Here is a 17,031-nt window from a genome sequence, read left to right as displayed (position 1 = left end):
GCCCGCTAGAACGGCCAGAAATCGGGCCTTTCCGCAAAGGCGCTCAAGACTTCGCCTACTCGCGCCAGTGCCGCCTCGGCAGAGGGGTCGATCCCGTCAGTGGCGGTGCGCGTGCGGAAATAGGTCGCGAAGGTGAAGGGACCGGACTTCCACTTCTCATCCTCGCCGCTCTTGTCGGCTGGCGGCTGGACGAAGCCGATATCGACGTAAAGGCTGCCCATGCCCGGCCAGATCGAGGTGCCGGTCTTGTCGCCTCCCACCAGCTCCTCGTGCAGGCCTGCCCGGACCCGGCGCGCGCCCGTTTCGGTGTCGATCATCCACTGGCGAAGCAATGCGCGCTCTGCATCCGGCAGCACCCCACCGAACGCCAGCGCGGCCACCGTGCGCGCCATCGCAGCGGGAGTGGTGGTGTCGCGATATTCGGTGACAGGAACGTAGTTCACGCGCGGCTCATACCGGTCGAGGCGGCTGACATTGTCGCCGATCCCGCTCCAGAAAGCGGTCAGCGCCTGAGGTCCGCCATATTCGCGAAGGAGGATATTCGCGGCGGTGTTGTCCGAATATTTCTGCGTCGCTTCGGCCAGTTCGTGCAAGGTCGCGCCTTGGGTCAGGCGCTGCGTGGTGAAGGGCGAGACGAACATGAGATCGTCCTCGCTCCACATCACACGCCTCGCCGCATCGACGATGCCAAGGCTGTCCGAGGCAAGCACCATTGCGGCAAGCGACAGTTTGAACGAGGAGCAATGCCCGAACTTGCGGTCGCGATTGATGCCGACCGAATGGCCGGTCGATACGTCGAACAGCTCGACACCCAAGGTGCCGTCAGCCTCGCCCTCGATCTGCCTCAGCATGGCCTCGAAACGGTTGTCGGGACCGAATTGCAGCTGCGTTCCGCGCGGCAGGGTGATGTCGGGAAGACGCGATGCGCAACCGCTCACCGCCAGACCCGCACCGAGCGCACCGATCATGAAAAGACGCCTGTGTATCGTCATGAGAACTTGTCCGCCTTGCGTTTGCCGAAGCGCATGTCGCCTTCGAGCTTGGCCCGCAATCGCGCATAAAAGGCTTCAAGGAAAGCGCGTTCATCGCCTGCGCCCGGATCCCAGCCGATCTTGGTGCAGATCGCCCTGTGTGCGGCAGAGAGCGATTCCGCCTGATTGTCGCGCAGCATGCGTTCGAGCACCTGCAATTCATGCTCGCCATAGACCGAGAGTTCCGCCTCGCCAAAGTTGTAGCGCGCGCCGGTCACTTCGCTTGCGCCGTTTGCAGCGCTCCCGGCCACTGACAGCGCTTCGGCCAGTTTCGCGCGGGGCGCCTCGACCACCCAGGTGCCAGCGATGATATCGCCTGCGCGAAGGGCATCCTTGTTGAAGAAGGGGAACGCCATGAAGGTCGCGAACCAGACGAGGCCCGCAATCCCGAAGCTGCCCGCCTGTCCGCCGGGCGCGATCAGCAGGAAGATGAGCGGCATGAACAGCTCGATATCGCGCAGAAGGTTTCGGGCGACCACGGCTTCGGGCGTCAACCTGCCTCCGCCGCGCGCCGCGACTCTGATGCCGAGTACGCGCTTGCCCCAGGTCGCCCCGCGCGGGCCCAGCTCGAACGCGAGAAAGTAGCCGTAGCGGGCTAGGAAAAACGAGATGATCAGGACAATGTTGACCGCCTCGGATGCGCCGTTGTTTACCCCGAAAGCCGAACCGACAAGCAATTCGCCCGCCAGCCAGAATACCAGGGCATAGAAAGCGATCATCCCGACTACGAGGATGGCGAAGTCCAGCACCAGAGCGCCGAAACGGCTGCCACGGCTCGCGACCCGGATGGGCAAGGCGATCCCTTCGGGGGTGATGATCTGGCGCAGCCGCTTTTCTGCGGGATCCTTCATGAGTGGAACTGCCCGTTCGCTCACACCGATCGCTCCTGTTGATCGGGGGCCGGCGAAGCGGGGCGGTACAGGAAGAAGTAGGACAGCCAGAACGCAAGAAACGCCCCGCCGATGACGAACCGGCTGCCGGCACCTTCGACCAACTGGCGCGGAAACGCTTCGAGAAGCGCGGCGACGATCATCATGATGACCACGCCGACCATGACCACGGCCCCGCGCCGACCGCTTGCTGAGGCGGCGTCGAGCACCGATCTGTCGCCCGGAAAAGCCATGGATCGGCCGATATGCAGGCCCGACGCGCCCGACAGCAGAATGCCGAACAGCTCGGTCGTGCCGTGAACGCTGAGCCATGCTGAAAATTCGACGGCCAATCCGGCATCGGCGAACAACCACATCATCGCGCCAAGCACGGCGAGATTGTGGACCAGCAGCAACAGCGAAGGGATGCCGAAGGCGAATCCGAGGGCGAAAGCGAGGATGCACACACCCGCATTGTTGCTGAACAGCGAAGCAGCGAATGTCGACAGGCCGCCGGTGCTTTCCTCAACCGCGAGCGTGGAGAGCAATTCCTCGCGGCTGGCTCCGGGCACGCGGGCGTCGAGGAATTGTGTCGGGACCAGCCGGAAATACCAGTCGACATCGCGCATTACGAGAAGCCAGCCTACCAACGTGCCCGCTACCATCACGAACAGCGCGATTGAGATGTCGAGCCAGATTTCGCGCACGGCGCGGCTCCATCCACCGAATAGGAACTCGCGAAACCAGGCGAAGAAGCCCTTGCGCGGGCCGTAGACCTGAAACCATGCCCGCTGCACGAGCCCTTCGAGGTAGCGCAGGGTCGCAGCATCGAGCGAGGTTTCGCGCGCGACCGAAAGGCTTGATGCCGCGGTGCGATAAAGGGTCGGCAGCACGAGCAATTCGGCATCGTCGATGCGCGACAGGCCGCCTTTTTCCATCCTCGCGACAATATCCTCAAGCCGCTTCCAGTCGCTTTCACGCTCCAGCCGGAACCGATCCGAGCGCAGGCTCGCGCTTTCGATATCGACCGGCGCTGCCACTTCGCCGCGCCCGAACCAGCTTGAAGGGACAGGCGAATTCATCCGATCGCCTCGCTGCGCTTGATGCGGAAATAGCTGTCGATCAGCTGATAACCGATCTGGTCATAGGGTGCCTCGATCACATCGACGCCCATTTGCCGCAGGCGCTGAAGCACGATCTGGCGCTGATGAAGCAGGCTGTCAGCCGTCACCGACCGGGCCAGCGTGGCAATCGAGGCGGGTTCCTGCGCGATCATCTCCTCAAGCTCGCTGTCGGCTATGGTGACGAACAAGACCAGGTGTTTCGATACGAGCCGCCCGATGCTTTCAACCATCAGCTGCGCTGCGGTCGGGTCGGTGAAGTCGGAAAACAGCACGATCAGCGAGCGACGCTTGAGCTTCGACGTCAGCGTTGCCAGCGCAAGCGTGAAGTTCGGCTCGCTCGCATCGTAATCCAGCCCCGCTGCCGCGCTTTGCAGCCGGTGAAAGGCGCGCGTGTCGCTGACGAAAGGCGTCATCAATTGCGGCCTTTGGGAAAAGCCGAACAGCGCAACACGATCTCCGCCCTTCAAAGCGACATAAGAACAGGTGAGAGCAGCCGTGACCGCCCGGTCGATGCGCGGCATCCCGTTGACTGGCTCGCACATCGCCTGCCCGCAATCGAAAGCGAAGATGATCGGGTTGTTGCGCTCGCTTTCGTTTTCGCGGGCATAGAGGTGGTTGTGCCGCGCGCTCGCCTTCCAGTCGATCCGGCGACGGTCCATGCCCGGTTCGTATTCGCTGAGCGCTTCGAACTGGGTGCCTTCACCGCGAATGCGCCGTGCGATGAGGCCGGTCTGCGCATCGCGCAGGAAGGTTTGCAGCTCCTTTGATCGAACGGGCGAAAGATCGGGCCAGATCCGCACTTCCTGAGCCAGATCGAGGCTGGACTGGCGCGCGCCGAGGCCGAGCGGCCCGGTCCAGCGCAGCCACGCTTTGGTGATCGCAGCGGTTCCGCGCCGGTCGGGCAGGGCTTTGAAAGTGCCGCTCTGCGCGCCTGTATCGGGTTCGGGCACCAGCAGGATCGTGGCGCGCCCGCCCTCGGCAAGGCGCGGATCGAACTCAAGCGCGGCTTCGGCGCCGCTGACCTTCCTGCGGTCGAAACGAGCATGCACATCAAGCGGTGTGGGCTGACCGATCTCGGTGTCTGCGGGCGCGACGACGTGCCATTCCTCGACCCTGCCCGCGAGCATTGCGTCGAGCGCGATGAGCGCGAGGAATGCGACCGCCAGAACCGGGGCGACCACCCACAGCGCCGGTGAAACCGCCGCGATCAACAGCGCGATCGGCGCAAAGCCGGCGGCAATCCATGCGGCGCGCTGGGTCGGGACCACGGGGAAGGCGAGGGCGCGGCTCATTGGTTCAGCGCGGCGCCTCGGTGCTTTCGATCAGTTCGGCCACCAGCGCTTCGACGTCGCGGCCTTCGATTTCGGCTGCGGGGCTGAGCGTCAAACGATGGCGCAGCACCGCGAGCGCCAGCGCCTTCACATCGTCCGGGATCGTGTAGTCGCGCCCCTCCAGCGCCGCACGCGCCCTTGCGGCCCCTGCCAGCATCACGCCTGCGCGCGGCGATGCGCCCACGGCAAGCTCGGAATGCTCCCGCGTCGCGCGCACCAGCCTGACGACATATTGGGTGATCTCATCGGCGACCGCGACCTGTGAAAGCGCCGCGTTGGCGCGTGACAGCATCTGTGCGTTCGCGACGGCTGTGACCCCAAGGTCGGCTGGCCGTGTCGGTCCGGATTTCGAGCCATAGCTTGCGACGATCCGCGCCTCTTCAGCCTCGCCCGGATAAGGGACCGGCAGCTTGAACAGGAACCGGTCGAGCTGGGCTTCGGGAAGAGGATAGACCCCCTGGTTCTCTATCGGGTTCTGCGTTGCCACCACCATGAACTGATCGGCCAGCCGGTGTGTCTCGCCATCGAGCGTAACGCGCCTCTCCTGCATCGCTTCGAGCAGCGCGGCCTGCGTCTTGGGCGGCGTGCGGTTGATTTCATCGGCAAGCAGCAATTCGCAGAAGATCGGACCGCGTGTCAGCGTGAACTGGCTGGTCTGGAAGTTGAACAGGTTGGAGCCGAGAATGTCGCCCGGCAAAAGGTCAGGCGTGAACTGGATCCGCCCGAAATCGAGCCCCAAAGCCGTCGCGAAAGACTGCGCTAGGAACGTCTTGGCCGTGCCCGGCGGTCCTTCAAGCAGAACGTGCCCGCGGCTGATCAGCGCGACAAGCAACTGGTCGACCATGTCGGTCTGACCGACGATTGCCTTGGCGACCTCGGCGCGGATTGCGTCGGCGAGATCGCGCAACTGCGCGAGGGTCATACCGCCAGCCTCGGGCGTGTCGGGGTTTTGCGTTTCAGTGCTCATTGGGCGGATTTCCCTGTTAACTTCGAACTCAGCGCGCTCAGTGCCTTGGCTGCGCGCAATATCTCTGCCGGTCGGCGGGCATCGTGCAGCCGCGCGGCAAGGTGAGAGAACGGCTCCTGATCGGGCAGACGCTGGGCAATGGCGGCGTCGATCGTTTCGCCATCAGGTCTCGCGATGCCTAGCGCCTTGCCGACGCGCCGCTGGATCAGATGGACGTAGGGATCGGCCAGCAGGCCCAGCCTTCGGGCGCGGACGATCAGGCCTGCTCCATTGCTGACCAGCTGGTTCTTTCCAAACGCAATCGCCTGCCCGCTTACTGCAGCCGGGCCAAACCGGAGGAACGCCCGCCAGCCGACGATCACCAACGCCAGGATCAGGCACAAGGTCGCGGCGAGGAAGGGGGGACGAAAGGCGAGGGTCAGCAGGTTCATCGTCTGGCCAAATCCGACATAGGTCATGTCGAAGGTGACCGGCTGTCCCTCAACGTTGCTCGCCAGCCGCACAAGGTCGAGCGCCAACCCAGCCCGCTGCCCATCGGCGAGGCCGTAATTGTTCACAAGGTCGGGTTCGACGATGAAGATCACGGGGTTGATCCCCTCATCGCCTGCCGCCTGAAACGCGAGCGAATGGCCAGCGGTGTTGGTGACAATCGCCCGGTGCCCCGCCTTTTCTTCCGCATGCAACATGATCCGGGTGGGCATCTTTCCCTGCCTGCCATCGGCATACCAGCGAGGTCGGCCATTGCCACCGAACCGCTGGGCGCCATAGGTGAACGCGTATGGTTCGGGCAGGTCTTGGGTCCACATCGCCGGCGCAGCGCGCGACAGCGTGACCCAGTCATCGCGCATGCGAAGCTCGTCCTCCTCGACGACTTCTCCCTGCGGCGGACCGGCAATCCATTTGGGCAGTATTACCAGAGTGGGTCCGTAAAATCGTCGCGATTGCAATGTGTCGGAGAATTCCTCGAAGTCGACATTCTGCGGCGGGGTGAGCACGAGCAGGTTCGATGTCGTGAGCCTCTCTGGGCTGCGGGAACGCTCAACCTCGATCCCTTCGGCTCTAAGCAGGCGATAGAGCCCTGAATACCCATTGAGACCATTGGCCGACGCGTGCGCCGGACCCGGACGATTGCCGCCCGTATCGCCTGCGCCGATAAAATAGAGCATGGCGAGAAAGGCGGCAAAGCCTACCAGAACAACCGCGAGCACAGTTCCCTTGCGGAACGGGGCTGCGCCGCGCGTGCTGGTGAGAGTTGCAACCTCGCTCATGCGCTCACCTGTGCGATCTCTGCCTGCACGAAATCGGCATAAGCCGCGCGGGCGGCGTCCCAGTCTTCGCTGGTCAAGGATCTCAGCGCAAACAGGCTGCGCTCGACCCTTTGCGAGATTGCCGAGAAGGCCGTCCGGGCACCCTCGGGCAATGCGGGAAGCGCCGCCAGTTCGCGCGCGGTGCTTGACGGATCGACCCAATCGGGCCGGGCCGCTGCGATCTGGCTCACGCTTCGATGAAGCAGCAGCCGGGTCGCTTCATCGAAGCGCCCTTGCGCGGCAAGCGCATCGGCATCCTCAAGCAGGGCGGCGCTTTCCTCGCGGCTGGGTTGCCATTCGGGCTCGCTCGCGGCGCTCTTCGGCATCTGTCGGCGACGCGCGATGAGGCCGACATTGCGCGCGATGAGGTAGAGAACGAAGGCGACAAGAAGGGCGAGCAGCACCCATTTCATCACCGGCCAGCTTTCGCCGAAGAAACCGGCAATCGGTGAAAGAACCTCGCCAAGCCAGGCAAACAGTTCGCGCAACATCTGCGAAAACCAGCTCGGCTCGCGCGGCTCCGGCATCGGGGGATTGGCGAGGGTCAGCTCGTCGAACTGTATGTCGCGCGCCTCTCTGAGCTCGTTCCAGCTATCGGGGACGGGGGCCACGGATGTGGGTTCGGCGAGGGATGCGTCACGGCTTGCCTCGGGCGGGAAAGGGGGCCGCGTGATGGTCTGCGCCGCGTTGCTCATGCCCGTGCAGTGGTGGCACGCCTAAAAGGCGGGCGCAACCGCCTTGGCCGACAACCGTGCTTAACCGCGTTTGCGGGCCTGTTCGTAAGTGCCGAGCAGGCGCAACTCCTTGGAATGAAAGGCGCACTCTTCCAAAGCGCGGTCCACCGCAGGATCGCCCGGCACACCGATGATGTCGGCGTAAAAACGGGTCGCGGAAAAGCTGGTCCCGATCTGATAGCTTTCGAGCTTCGTCATGTTGACGCCGTTCGTCGCAAAGCCGCCCAGCACCTTGTAAAGCGCAGCCGGGATGTTCTTCACCTCGAAAATGAACGTGGTCATGGCTGGCTTGCCTTCTTCCACGGTGACGAAAGTCGGCTTGTTCGCGAGGATGACGAAGCGCGTCATGTTGTCATGCGCATCCTCGACATTGTCCTCGATGATTTCGAGGCCGTAATGCTCTGCCGCAATCGCCGGAGCGATCGCGCCGACGGTCTTGTCTCCAAGCTCCGCCACGTGAGCCGCTGCGCCAGCTGTATCGATGTAGCTCAAGGGCGTGATCCCGCGCTCATGCAGATATTTGCGCGACTGGCCGAGCGCCTGCGGATGGCTGTAGACCGCCTCGATCCTGTCGTCCGATGAACGCGGGCCGGGAGCCATCAGCGCATGGTGGATCGGCATGAAGTACTCGCCGACAATCGAAAGCCCGCTTTCAGGCAGCAGGAAGTGGATGTCGGCCACGCGCCCGTGCTGCGAGTTTTCGATGGGAATGATCGCTTCACCCGCGCGCCCGTCCTTCACCGCGTCGAGCGCGTCTTCGAATCCGAAGCACGGAAGCGGCAGCGCATCGGGCCGCGCTTCGAGTGCGGCGCGGTGCGAATTTGCGCCGGGCGACCCCTGAAAAGCGATGGCGCGCGCAGGATCGGCTGCGGCTGCGCAGCGAAGCGCATCGACGATATGAAGGGCAGGTGCAGGAAAACTTCGCATGATTGCAAGGCGTGCTAAAGCTCCGGCTAGGCGGCGGCAAGGGGCCTTGCGAATAGTGCACGAATAGATGTTGCGTTTCGCCTTGCACGCGCGCGAGGGGGGCATTAAGGGAGCGCCGGGATGACACAAGACAATTCTTCAAAGAGCACGCCGGAAACCGAAACGGGCTCAGGCGACATGTTCAACACAGCTGCAGGCTGGGTCCTGTTTGCGGGCGTGGTTGGCCTTGGCCTCTCGATCCTCGCCAGCAAGTATTTCCACGCCGACGACCCGCAGCGCCCTGAAACGCTGGGCTATGTGATCGAGCTTCCGGACGTCGAAGAAGGCCCCTCGGGCCCGACATTCGCCGAAGCGCTGACCATGGTGACCGCTGCCGATGGCGAGCGCGTTTTTGCCAAGTGTTCGGCATGCCACAGCATCGAAGCGGGCGGCGCCAATGGCGTTGGCCCGAACCTGCACGGCATCATGGGCGCACCGGTCGGCGCCGTCTCGGGCTATTCCTACTCCAGCGCCATGGCGAGCTTTGGCGGCACCTGGGGCTGGGAAGAAATGAACAACTGGCTCGACAATCCGCGCGGCTATATGGACGGCACGAAGATGGGCTTTGCCGGTCTGTCGAGCATCGAAGACCGCGCCGCTGTTTCGCTCTACATGAACGAAAACGGCTCGGGCATCGCGGTGCCTGAATTTGTGCCCGCTGCCGAAGAACCCGAAGTGGCAGCAGAAGAAGCAGCCGAGGGTGAGGCAGAAGCCGAGCAGGACGCAGCTGAGGAAACTTCCGAAGAAACCGCAGCAGCCGAGGCCTAAGCCCCGCTCCTGATCAGGGGGCTATTCGCGCCCCTTGAACCCTTGCGCAACGACATACCACTCCGACGAGCCCTTGCGGCTCGCGGGGGGTTTGGCGTGTTTGACCGTCTTGAAGTGCTTTTTCAGCAGATTGAGCAATTCTGCGTCCGTACCGCCAGCCAGCACCTTGGCGACGAATGCGCCGCCCTTTTCCAGCGTTTCGACCGCGAACCATGCGCCCGCCTCGACCAGCGCCATGGTGCGCAGGTGATCGGTCTGTTTGTGGCCGACCGTGTTCGCCGCCATATCCGAAATGACGAGATCGGGCGCGCCGCCCAGTGCCGATTCGAGCTTTTCTGGCGCGGCGTCGTCCATGAAATCCATCTCGAAAATGGTGACGCCTTCGATTGGTTCGGTCGGGAGCAGGTCGATGCCGACCACTTCTGCCTTGGGCGCCTTGGCCCGCACCACCTGGCTCCATCCGCCCGGCGCGATGCCTAGGTCGACCACGCGCTTCGCACCGCGCAGCAGCGCAAACTTCTCGTCCAGTTCCAGAAGCTTGTACGCCGCACGGCTGCGATAACCGTCGGCCTTCGCCTGCTTCACATACGGATCGTTGAGCTGGCGTTGCAGCCAGCGGGTCGAGCTTTCGCTGCGCTTCTTTGCGGTCTTTACCCGCTTGTCGGGGTCGCGGCCTGAACGTGCCAAGTCTTCAGTCTCCTTAGCCCTCGGCCGAGCGGCCGACGCGGCTTTCATGCAAAGCCTTGAGGCTGCGCTCGCTTTGACGTTCGGCTGCCATCAGGCTGCGAAGAATGCCTTCACGAATACCGCGGTCTGCCACTCCTAGGCGTTCTGCAGGCCACAGGTCGAGGATCGATTCGAGAATGGCGCAGCCTGCGACCACCAGATCGGCGCGGTCATGTCCGATGCAGGGAAGTTCGCTGCGCTCGCTCGGGGACATTGCCGAAAGCCGTCCGCTGATATCGCGCATCGCGGTGGAGGGAACGATCAGCCCGTCGACCGCCTTGCGATCGTAATGGGGCAGTTCAAGGTGCAGGCTGGCGAGCGTGGTGACCGTCCCGGACGTGCCCAGCAGGCGGATGTCGTTGCTCTTCGCGGCATCGGCGATTCGCCCGGCGAAAGGCGCAAAGGCATCGGATACGATCCGCCGCATCTCGGTGTAGCGTGCGATGCGCGCATCGCGGCCTGCCTCACCGCGTCCCACCGTGTCGGTGAGCGAGACGACGCCCCACGGCACGCTCTGCCAGTCGATGATTTCGGGAATCTTCCCGCCCGGTTTCAGCAGCACGAGTTCGGTCGAACCGCCGCCAATGTCGAAGATGACCGCAGGGCCTTCGCCCGATTCCAGCAGGATGTGGCAGCCCAGAACGGCAAGCCGCGCCTCTTCCTGTGCGGTGATGATGTCGAGCATGATGCCGGTTTCGCGCTTCACGCGCTCGATAAACTCTTCGCCATTGGAGGCGCGCCTGCAAGCCTCGGTCGCGACAGAGCGGGCAAGGCGAACGTTCCGGCGACGCAGCTTTTCTGCGCAGATTGCGAGCGCTCCCACCGCGCGGTCCATGGCCTCGTCCGAAAGGCGGCCCGTCTTCGCAAGGTCTTCGCCAAGCTTCACCACCCGGCTGAACGCGTCGATAACCGTAAAGTCGCGCCCCGACGGTCGCGCAATCAGCAAACGACAATTGTTCGTACCAAGATCGAGCGCGGCATAGGCCTCGTTCTTGCGCGGTTTTGAATTTATGCGGTGTGGGTCTTTTGAAGGCTGCACCGGCCTCGTCGGACCACGCGCAGCGTCCGGCCTGGTGGACCCGTTTGTGCGTCCACCGTTAGCCCGGGAATTTGCCTGGCGCGACCCTTTTCCCTGCTGGTTGGAGCGTTTGTAGCGAAAATCGGCTACCTTGCCGGACTTGCCGCTCCGTCTTTTACCAGCTCTCCTGTTTTCGTCCGGCGGAAGCGCATCCGCCATAAACCTGATCTTTCTTCATCACTGACGCGAACACTTTGCGCCAGCACCTGACTGCAAAGCTAACCCAAGCTCTGCGCAAGAGCAAGCAAGTCGCCCTTGACCCGGGCTTCGCACAAAACTAGATGCGCCCTCTCGCGAGACGGCGGACAGTGATTCCTTGCCCCGACCGCGCTGGTGCCCCGTCGTCTAATGGTAAGACTACGGACTCTGACTCCGTCAATTGAGGTTCGAATCCTCACGGGGCATCCAATTCCCGACTTCTGCCAAGCGCTGCCACCTGCGAATTCATTTGCCTTGCCGCTGTCATGCGGCGCGCCTAGGGGCGTTCTCCTATGACTGAAAAAGACCTTACAGACCGCAAGTTCTATCGCGCCGGTGAAGAGAGCCGGTTCGCCGACGAATCGCCCGAACGCACCCCGCAGACAGAGCATCCCGCGTACAAGCTCGCGTTTCGCGATCATGATTTCCTGCTGCGTGACGAGCTTCGCCCGGTGCGCTTCCAGCTGGAGTTGTTGAAGCCCGAAATGCTCCTTGACGAGGCGCGCGTGGGTTCGACCATGGTGATGTACGGGTCGGCGCGCATCCCTTCACCCGAAGAGGCGCAGGCGAAGATCGAGGCAGCCCAGAACGGCACTGAATACGATCAGAAAGTCGCCCAAAGCCTCGCCGACAAGGCCAAGTATTATCACGAGGCCTACAAGCTTGCCCGGCTGGTTTCCGAAAAGGCGATCATCGAAGATGGCAAGCGCCAGTTCGTCGTCACCACTGGCGGCGGGCCTTCGATCATGGAGGCGGGCAATCGCGGGGCGAGCGATGCGGGCGGAGAGAGCATTGGCCTCAATATCGTATTGCCGCACGAACAGGCGCCCAACAGCTATGTGACGCCGTACCTTTCGCTCAACTTCCACTACTTCGCGCTGCGCAAGATGCACTTCCTCCTGCGCGCACGGGCTGTCGCGGTTTTTCCGGGCGGGTTCGGGACGTTCGATGAATTCTTCGAACTGCTCACCCTGATCCAGACCGGCAAGATGAAGCCTGTTCCGATCATGCTGTTTGGCAAGGACTTCTGGAACCGCGTCGTCAATTTCGAAGCGATCGCGGAAGAGGGCACGATTGCGAAGAGCGACCTTGACCTGTTCCACTGGTGCGAAACCGCCGACGAAGCGTGGGCGCACATCGCGAAGTTCTACGAGCTCGAAGCCTAAGCGCGTCGCTGCGCCTCAGTTCAGGCTCCGCACGGCGTGATGGCCCAGCGGGCCGTTGCCCGCGCCAAAGCCGGGCGCTTCCTCTATCGCGCGCAGTACGAAATTGCGCGCCAGCCTCACCGCATGTTCGAGCGGTTGGCCGTGGCCCAGAAGCGTCGCGATAGCCGATGAGAGGGTGCATCCGGTGCCATGGGTATGCGGCGTATCGATCCGAGCATGCTCGAATTGCACCGCGCGCGCTCCCAACGCGCTGTCGGGCGCGTAGAGGACGTCGACGATCCGCGCATCTTCGGTGTGCCCGCCCTTGGCAAGCACTGCCGCTCCGCATTTGTTCGCAAGTTCCTCCGCGCCCTCAGCCATTTCGAGCGAGGTGCCAAGGCTGCGTTCGAGCAGGTGCGAAAGCTCCGGCACGTTCGGCGTGATCAACGCAGCTCGCGGGAAGAGCATGTCGCGCAGCGCCGCAATCGCCTTGGGATCGATCAGCGCGGATCCGCTGGTAGAGATCATCACCGGATCGAGCACGATCGGGACCGACACATCTTCAAGTGCCTCGGCCACCGCTGCGATAATCTCGGCATCGTGCAGCATTCCGATCTTGATCGCATCGACCCCGATATCGTCGATGCAGGACGCGATCTGCTGTGCGACCACGCTGCCGGACATGGGCGCTATCGCCTGCACCCCGACGCTGTTCTGTGCGGTGACCGAGGTGATCGCTGTCATCGCATAGCCGCCGAGCATCGCAATGGTCTTGATGTCGGCCTGTATCCCCGCTCCACCGGAGGAGTCCGAACCGGCAATCGACAGGATGCGTGGCGGTTTCTTCGCCATCGTCAAGCCGCTGCGCGCACCGCGTCGCACACCCGATCGACGACGTTTTCGACCTGCGAGGAATCGTCCCCTTCGGCCATGACGCGAATGACGGGTTCGGTCCCTGATCGACGAATGACGAGGCGACCCTTGCCTTCAAGCTCGCCCTCGACTTCGGCGATCACCGACTTCACGGTTTCGTTCTCAAGCGGAGCGCCGCTATTGTAGCGGACATTCTTCAAAAGCTGCGGCACGGGGTCGAATTTGTGCAGAATCTCGCTTGCCGGTCTGCCCGAACGCACGAGGCTCGCGATGACGCGCAGCGCCGCGACAGTGCCGTCGCCGGTCGTCGCATGGTCGAGCAGGATCATGTGCCCCGACTGCTCGCCGCCGACATTGAATCCGCCTTCTTTCATCCGTTCCAGCACGTAGCGGTCGCCAACCTTGGTGCGCTCCAGCGTCAGGCCGAGCCCGGCCAGATAGCGTTCAAGGCCGAGGTTCGACATGACGGTCGCGACCACGCCTCCTCCGGTCAACGCGCCCTTTTCGTGCATTCGGGTGGCGATGGCGGCCATGATCTGGTCGCCGTCCACTTTCTGGCCCTTTTCATCGACAACGATAAGCCGGTCAGCATCACCATCGAGCGCGATGCCGATATCCGCGCCTTCTTCGACGACCTTGGCCTGCACCGCTTCGATGGCGGTCGAGCCGACACCGTCATTGATATTGACGCCATTGGGTTCGACGCCAAGCGTCACGACCTCTGCGCCAAGTTCCCAGATCGCGCTGGGGGCCACCTGATACGCCGCCCCGTGCGCGCAATCGACCACGACCTTGAGGCCGTCGAAACGCACGTCATTACCGATCGAGCCCTTGATCGCGTGGATATACCGCCCGCGTGCATCCTCGATCCGGCGTGCGCGACCGATCTTTTCGGCCTCCACCAGCTGCGGCTGTTGATCGAGCAGCGCCTCGATCTCGGCCTCGGCTTCGTCCGACAGTTTAAAGCCATCGGGGCCGAACAGTTTGATCCCGTTGTCCGGGAACAGATTGTGGCTCGCCGAGATCATCACGCCCAGATCCGCGCGCATTTCTCGGGTCAGCATGGCAATGGCTGGAGTGGGAAGGGGGCCGGTCATGATCACGTCCATGCCGACGCTGGTAAAGCCTGCGACCAGCGCGCTTTCCATCATATAGCCCGAAAGGCGCGTATCTTTGCCGATCACCACCCTGTGCCGGTGCCCGCCCCGCACGAAGTAATGACCAGCTGCCTGACCGACCTTCATCGCCGTCGCCGCTGTCATCACGCCCGCATTGGTGCGGCCCCTGATCCCGTCAGTACCGAAAAACTTTCGCGCCATATCGTGAAATTGCCCTCATCGCTGGTCGGTGTTGGAATTGTCAGGCGCTAATGACGCAGGTAACGCCCGAAGGGAAGGGGCTCCTCGCCTCGCATGAGCAATCCGGCGACATTCGCGCCGAGGCAAGGAAGATGGATTGAACAGCACCTCACAGGCGCCCCGTGATGAGGCAATCGGCAAAGACGCTGGTAGTCCTTTCGAGCTTGTCACGATCCGCCTGCCGGTCGTCGCAACCTTCATTGCGCTGATTGCCGGTCTTGGCGCCGGCGTCCTTCTCGCCGGAGCGGCGCTGCCCGACTGGTTTCTCGATAGCGCCGCGCTCGTCGGGACGCTCTGGCTGCGCGCGCTTCAGATGACCATCATCCCGCTGGTCGCTTCGCTGCTGGTGCTTGGCATCACGCAGATGAGCCGGGCGGCGCGGGCAGGCGCGGCTGCCCGCTATTTCATCGCATTGGTGCTGGGTGTGTCGGTCGTGGGAGGGTTGTTCACGGCGAGCGTGCTGCCGCCGCTGCTATCCGCCGTGCCGATCCCTGACGGGGCAAGCGCCTTCCTCGCCGAGGTGCCCGTGGGCGAGCAGCAAGTGCCCGACATTCTGGACTTCGTCGCCTCGCTGGTTTCGCCTAACGTGATCGCCGCAGCGGCGGAGACTTCAATGCTCCCGCTGACGGTGTTCTTCGCGCTGTTCGCGCTCGCGATTTCTCGCTTGCCGGATGAACAGGGCGAGCGGCTGCTCGGCTTTTTTCATGCCATCGCCAACGCCATGCTGGTCGTGATCGGCTGGGTGCTGTGGGCAGCGCCCGCCGGGGTTCTGGCGCTCGCCTTCGGGGTCGGGCTGAAAAGCGGGGGCGGGGCCTTTGCCGCGCTTGCGCATTACATTCTGGTCGTCGCCGGCATGGGGGCTTTCATCCTCGTGCTCGCTTATGTTGTCGCGGCTGTGCTTGGCGGTATCGGCCCGGTGCGTTTTGCCAAGGCCCTGATCCCGGCACAGGCGGTCGCGGTGTCGACCCAAAGCTCGCTCGCCAGCCTTCCTGCGATGCTCGACAGCGCTGGAAGGCTGGGCCTGCGCGAGGCGACATCGGAGTTCGTCCTGCCGCTTGCCGTTGCGGTCTTTCGCGCAACCAGCGTGGCGATGAACCTTGCCGTTGCGCTTTACGTTGCGCAGCTTGCGGGGATCGAGGTCGCCTGGCCGCTAATGCTTGCCGGGATCGCGGTGGCCGTGATCATTTCGGTCGGGTCGGTGAGCCTTCCCGGCTCCATCAGCTTTGTCGTTTCAATCGGCCCGATCGCGCTTGCCATGGGTGTGCCGATTGAACCGCTGGCGCTGCTGGTCGCGGTCGAGATGCTGCCCGATATCATGCGCACGCTCGCCAATGTGACGATGAACGTTGCGGTTGTGAGCGCGGTCGACCGCTCGCGGCAATAGTCAGCCGAGCCCTTCGGGAAGCGGCGCTTCGGGCTCCTCGCCCGTGAACAGGGGTTCGCCGAACAGGAATCCGATCACGTTCGGCTTGCCGATATGGTCGAATAGCCCGGTCAGCGTCAGCAGGATCGGTACCGACAACAGCGCACCGATTGCGCCCCAGATCCACGTGAAATAGGACAGGGCGATCAGGATCATCACCGGGCTCATCGTAAAACGCGCGCCCAGAATAGACGGCGTGACCGCGTTCCCCTCAATCGCGTTCAACACCATGTAGGATAGCGCCGGGACAAGACCGAGCCAGATCGTGTCCGCCGTGCCGAGGCCAAACACCGCGAGCAGGGCCATCAGCGCGAGCGGGCCGATATAGGGGATGAAGTTGAGGATCATGGCGAGGCCGCCCCACATGATCGGCGCATCAAGGCCCCACGCCCAGGCGGCAAGGCCAACCGTCACGCCAAGCCCTGCATTAATCATGCTCACCGTGATGATGTAGGCCGCCACCCGGTCCTGAACTTCGCGAATGGCGCGCGCGGCGCGCACGCTCGACCCGAAGCTTGCCCGGTCGAACAGAAGGCTGCGCCGCATCCGGCCTCGCGCTTCGATCATGAAGAACGCCATGAGGAACATGATAAGCATTTGCACGACCACGCTCGGCGTTGCGAACGCGATTTCCTCAAGCATGCTGGGCGCCGCGATCACGACTTCGCGGGTATCGCCTTCGCCCATGGCTCCGGACATCTGTTCGTCGATGCCTGATACCCATGCGAACTCCGCCTGAAGTTCGGCGAAACGTTCGCTCACCCGTGCGATGATTTCCGGCATTCGGTCGAAGAGAGCAGCCGCCGGTTGCAGGATCAGCGCAAGCGCGGCCACCAGCACTCCCAAGAAGGCGAGTAACGCGCCCAGAGACGCCATCGCGTTGGGAACGCCCGAACGCACCATCCAGTCGGCCAGAGGCGACAGCAGAATGGTCAGGACGAGCGCTGCGACGATGGGCAGGAACACCAACGACATGTGCGAAAGTATGAAGGGAAGCGCGAGGAAAGCGCCAAAGCCAAGGATCAGAACCAGCGCCGACAGGAGCCGCAATTCCTCGACCGAGCGCGGGCGAGCGGCGGAGGCGTCATCCGACACGGCGGTGTTGTCAGTTCCCTCGCTATCCATTCAAGCCC

16 protein-coding genes and 1 tRNA gene are annotated in these 17,031 nt (G+C 63.3%); 4 read left to right on the top strand and 13 right to left on the bottom strand.

Annotated features, from left to right (window positions below; genetic code table 11):
* Positions 1-5: 5 nt before the first annotated feature.
* From bla to CD351_RS15370, 8 genes are read right to left on the bottom strand one after another with little or no spacing between them, the layout of a single operon-like run.
* Positions 6-992, bottom strand: a complete 987-nt coding sequence (gene bla, locus CD351_RS15405; protein ID WP_111993447.1) for a class A beta-lactamase — start codon at positions 990-992, stop codon at positions 6-8.
* Positions 989-1,882 carry an RDD family protein gene (locus CD351_RS15400; RefSeq protein ID WP_111993446.1) on the bottom strand — a complete coding sequence of 298 codons (894 nt, stop codon included), beginning with the start codon at positions 1,880-1,882 and terminating at the stop codon, positions 989-991. The genes bla and CD351_RS15400 overlap by 4 nt, the downstream gene beginning before the upstream one ends.
* A gap of 20 nt (positions 1,883-1,902) precedes the next feature.
* A complete protein-coding gene (locus CD351_RS15395; protein ID WP_111993445.1) occupies positions 1,903-2,982 on the bottom strand; it encodes a stage II sporulation protein M in 1,080 nt (359 codons plus the stop codon).
* Entirely contained in the window at positions 2,979-4,316 is a 1,338-nt protein-coding gene (locus CD351_RS15390; protein ID WP_111993444.1) for a DUF58 domain-containing protein, read from the bottom strand. The genes CD351_RS15395 and CD351_RS15390 overlap by 4 nt, the downstream gene beginning before the upstream one ends.
* A gap of 4 nt (positions 4,317-4,320) precedes the next feature.
* Entirely contained in the window at positions 4,321-5,277 is a 957-nt protein-coding gene (locus CD351_RS15385) for a MoxR family ATPase (RefSeq protein WP_111993802.1), read from the bottom strand.
* A 41-nt stretch (positions 5,278-5,318) separates the two neighbouring features.
* Entirely contained in the window at positions 5,319-6,590 is a 1,272-nt protein-coding gene (locus CD351_RS15380; protein WP_111993443.1) for a DUF4350 domain-containing protein, read from the bottom strand.
* Positions 6,587-7,324 carry a hypothetical protein gene (locus tag CD351_RS15375; RefSeq protein WP_111993442.1) on the bottom strand — a complete coding sequence of 246 codons (738 nt, stop codon included), beginning with the start codon at positions 7,322-7,324 and terminating at the stop codon, positions 6,587-6,589. Before CD351_RS15375 ends, CD351_RS15380 begins: the two co-directional genes overlap by 4 nt.
* Before the next feature lie 60 nt (positions 7,325-7,384).
* Positions 7,385-8,290 (bottom strand): prephenate dehydratase, encoded by a 906-nt coding sequence (locus CD351_RS15370; protein WP_111993441.1) that lies wholly within the window; start codon positions 8,288-8,290, stop codon positions 7,385-7,387.
* Between the two features lie 120 nt (positions 8,291-8,410).
* Here CD351_RS15370 and CD351_RS15365 point away from each other — a divergent pair, with 120 nt between their 5' ends.
* Positions 8,411-9,097 (top strand): cytochrome c family protein, encoded by a 687-nt coding sequence (locus tag CD351_RS15365; RefSeq protein WP_111993440.1) that lies wholly within the window; start codon positions 8,411-8,413, stop codon positions 9,095-9,097.
* Positions 9,098-9,118: 21 nt separating this feature from the next.
* Here CD351_RS15365 and CD351_RS15360 read toward each other — a convergent pair whose 3' ends face one another.
* Positions 9,119-9,784: an RlmE family RNA methyltransferase gene (locus CD351_RS15360; protein ID WP_111993801.1), complete on the bottom strand. Its 666-nt coding sequence runs from the start codon at positions 9,782-9,784 to the stop codon at positions 9,119-9,121.
* 13 nt (positions 9,785-9,797) lie between these two features.
* On the bottom strand, positions 9,798-11,060 hold the full coding sequence (locus CD351_RS15355) for a Ppx/GppA phosphatase family protein (protein WP_111993439.1): 1,263 nt from the start codon (positions 11,058-11,060) through the stop codon (positions 9,798-9,800).
* A gap of 175 nt (positions 11,061-11,235) precedes the next feature.
* Here CD351_RS15355 and CD351_RS15350 point away from each other — a divergent pair.
* Together CD351_RS15350 and CD351_RS15345 are read left to right on the top strand one after the other, a co-directional pair.
* Positions 11,236-11,309, top strand: a tRNA-Gln gene (locus CD351_RS15350).
* 83 nt (positions 11,310-11,392) lie between these two features.
* Positions 11,393-12,265: a TIGR00730 family Rossman fold protein gene (locus CD351_RS15345; protein WP_111993438.1), complete on the top strand. Its 873-nt coding sequence runs from the start codon at positions 11,393-11,395 to the stop codon at positions 12,263-12,265.
* 15 nt (positions 12,266-12,280) lie between these two features.
* Here the strand turns inward: CD351_RS15345 and thiD are convergent, their stop codons facing one another.
* On the bottom strand, positions 12,281-13,096 hold the full coding sequence (thiD, locus tag CD351_RS15340) for a bifunctional hydroxymethylpyrimidine kinase/phosphomethylpyrimidine kinase (protein ID WP_174214283.1): 816 nt from the start codon (positions 13,094-13,096) through the stop codon (positions 12,281-12,283).
* A gap of 2 nt (positions 13,097-13,098) precedes the next feature.
* A complete protein-coding gene (gene glmM / locus CD351_RS15335; RefSeq protein WP_111993436.1) occupies positions 13,099-14,436 on the bottom strand; it encodes a phosphoglucosamine mutase in 1,338 nt (445 codons plus the stop codon).
* Between the two features lie 136 nt (positions 14,437-14,572).
* On the opposite strand from glmM, the gene CD351_RS15330 reads away from it, so the two are divergent.
* On the top strand, positions 14,573-15,859 hold the full coding sequence (locus tag CD351_RS15330) for a dicarboxylate/amino acid:cation symporter (RefSeq protein ID WP_234027161.1): 1,287 nt from the start codon (positions 14,573-14,575) through the stop codon (positions 15,857-15,859).
* Here CD351_RS15330 and CD351_RS15325 read toward each other — a convergent pair whose 3' ends face one another.
* Positions 15,860-17,023, bottom strand: a complete 1,164-nt coding sequence (locus CD351_RS15325; protein WP_111993435.1) for an AI-2E family transporter — start codon at positions 17,021-17,023, stop codon at positions 15,860-15,862.
* Positions 17,024-17,031 lie beyond the last annotated feature (8 nt).

The organism is Erythrobacter sp. KY5 (assembly GCF_003264115.1).
Classification (GTDB): domain Bacteria; phylum Pseudomonadota; class Alphaproteobacteria; order Sphingomonadales; family Sphingomonadaceae; genus Erythrobacter.
Note: the sequence above shows the minus strand (reverse complement) of the source record. Positions and strands in the feature narration are given on the sequence as shown.

Bases quoted from the DNA above. Each gene is read 5' to 3' on its own strand.
- bla (WP_111993447.1), bottom strand. From the start codon at position 992: ATGACGATACACAGGCGTCTTTTCATGATCGGTGCGCTCGGTGCGGGT.
- CD351_RS15400 (WP_111993446.1), bottom strand. From the start codon at position 1,882: ATGAAGGATCCCGCAGAAAAGCGGCTGCGCCAGATCATCACCCCCGAA.
- CD351_RS15395 (WP_111993445.1), bottom strand. From the start codon at position 2,982: ATGAATTCGCCTGTCCCTTCAAGCTGGTTCGGGCGCGGCGAAGTGGCA.
- CD351_RS15390 (WP_111993444.1), bottom strand. From the start codon at position 4,316: ATGAGCCGCGCCCTCGCCTTCCCCGTGGTCCCGACCCAGCGCGCCGCA.
- CD351_RS15385 (WP_111993802.1), bottom strand. From the start codon at position 5,277: ATGACCCTCGCGCAGTTGCGCGATCTCGCCGACGCAATCCGCGCCGAG.
- CD351_RS15380 (WP_111993443.1), bottom strand. From the start codon at position 6,590: ATGAGCGAGGTTGCAACTCTCACCAGCACGCGCGGCGCAGCCCCGTTC.
- CD351_RS15375 (WP_111993442.1), bottom strand. From the start codon at position 7,324: ATGAGCAACGCGGCGCAGACCATCACGCGGCCCCCTTTCCCGCCCGAG.
- CD351_RS15370 (WP_111993441.1), bottom strand. From the start codon at position 8,290: ATGCGAAGTTTTCCTGCACCTGCCCTTCATATCGTCGATGCGCTTCGC.
- CD351_RS15365 (WP_111993440.1), top strand. From the start codon at position 8,411: ATGACACAAGACAATTCTTCAAAGAGCACGCCGGAAACCGAAACGGGC.
- CD351_RS15355 (WP_111993439.1), bottom strand. From the start codon at position 11,060: ATGGCGGATGCGCTTCCGCCGGACGAAAACAGGAGAGCTGGTAAAAGA.
- CD351_RS15345 (WP_111993438.1), top strand. From the start codon at position 11,393: ATGACTGAAAAAGACCTTACAGACCGCAAGTTCTATCGCGCCGGTGAA.
- thiD (WP_174214283.1), bottom strand. From the start codon at position 13,096: ATGGCGAAGAAACCGCCACGCATCCTGTCGATTGCCGGTTCGGACTCC.
- glmM (WP_111993436.1), bottom strand. From the start codon at position 14,436: ATGGCGCGAAAGTTTTTCGGTACTGACGGGATCAGGGGCCGCACCAAT.
- CD351_RS15325 (WP_111993435.1), bottom strand. From the start codon at position 17,023: ATGGATAGCGAGGGAACTGACAACACCGCCGTGTCGGATGACGCCTCC.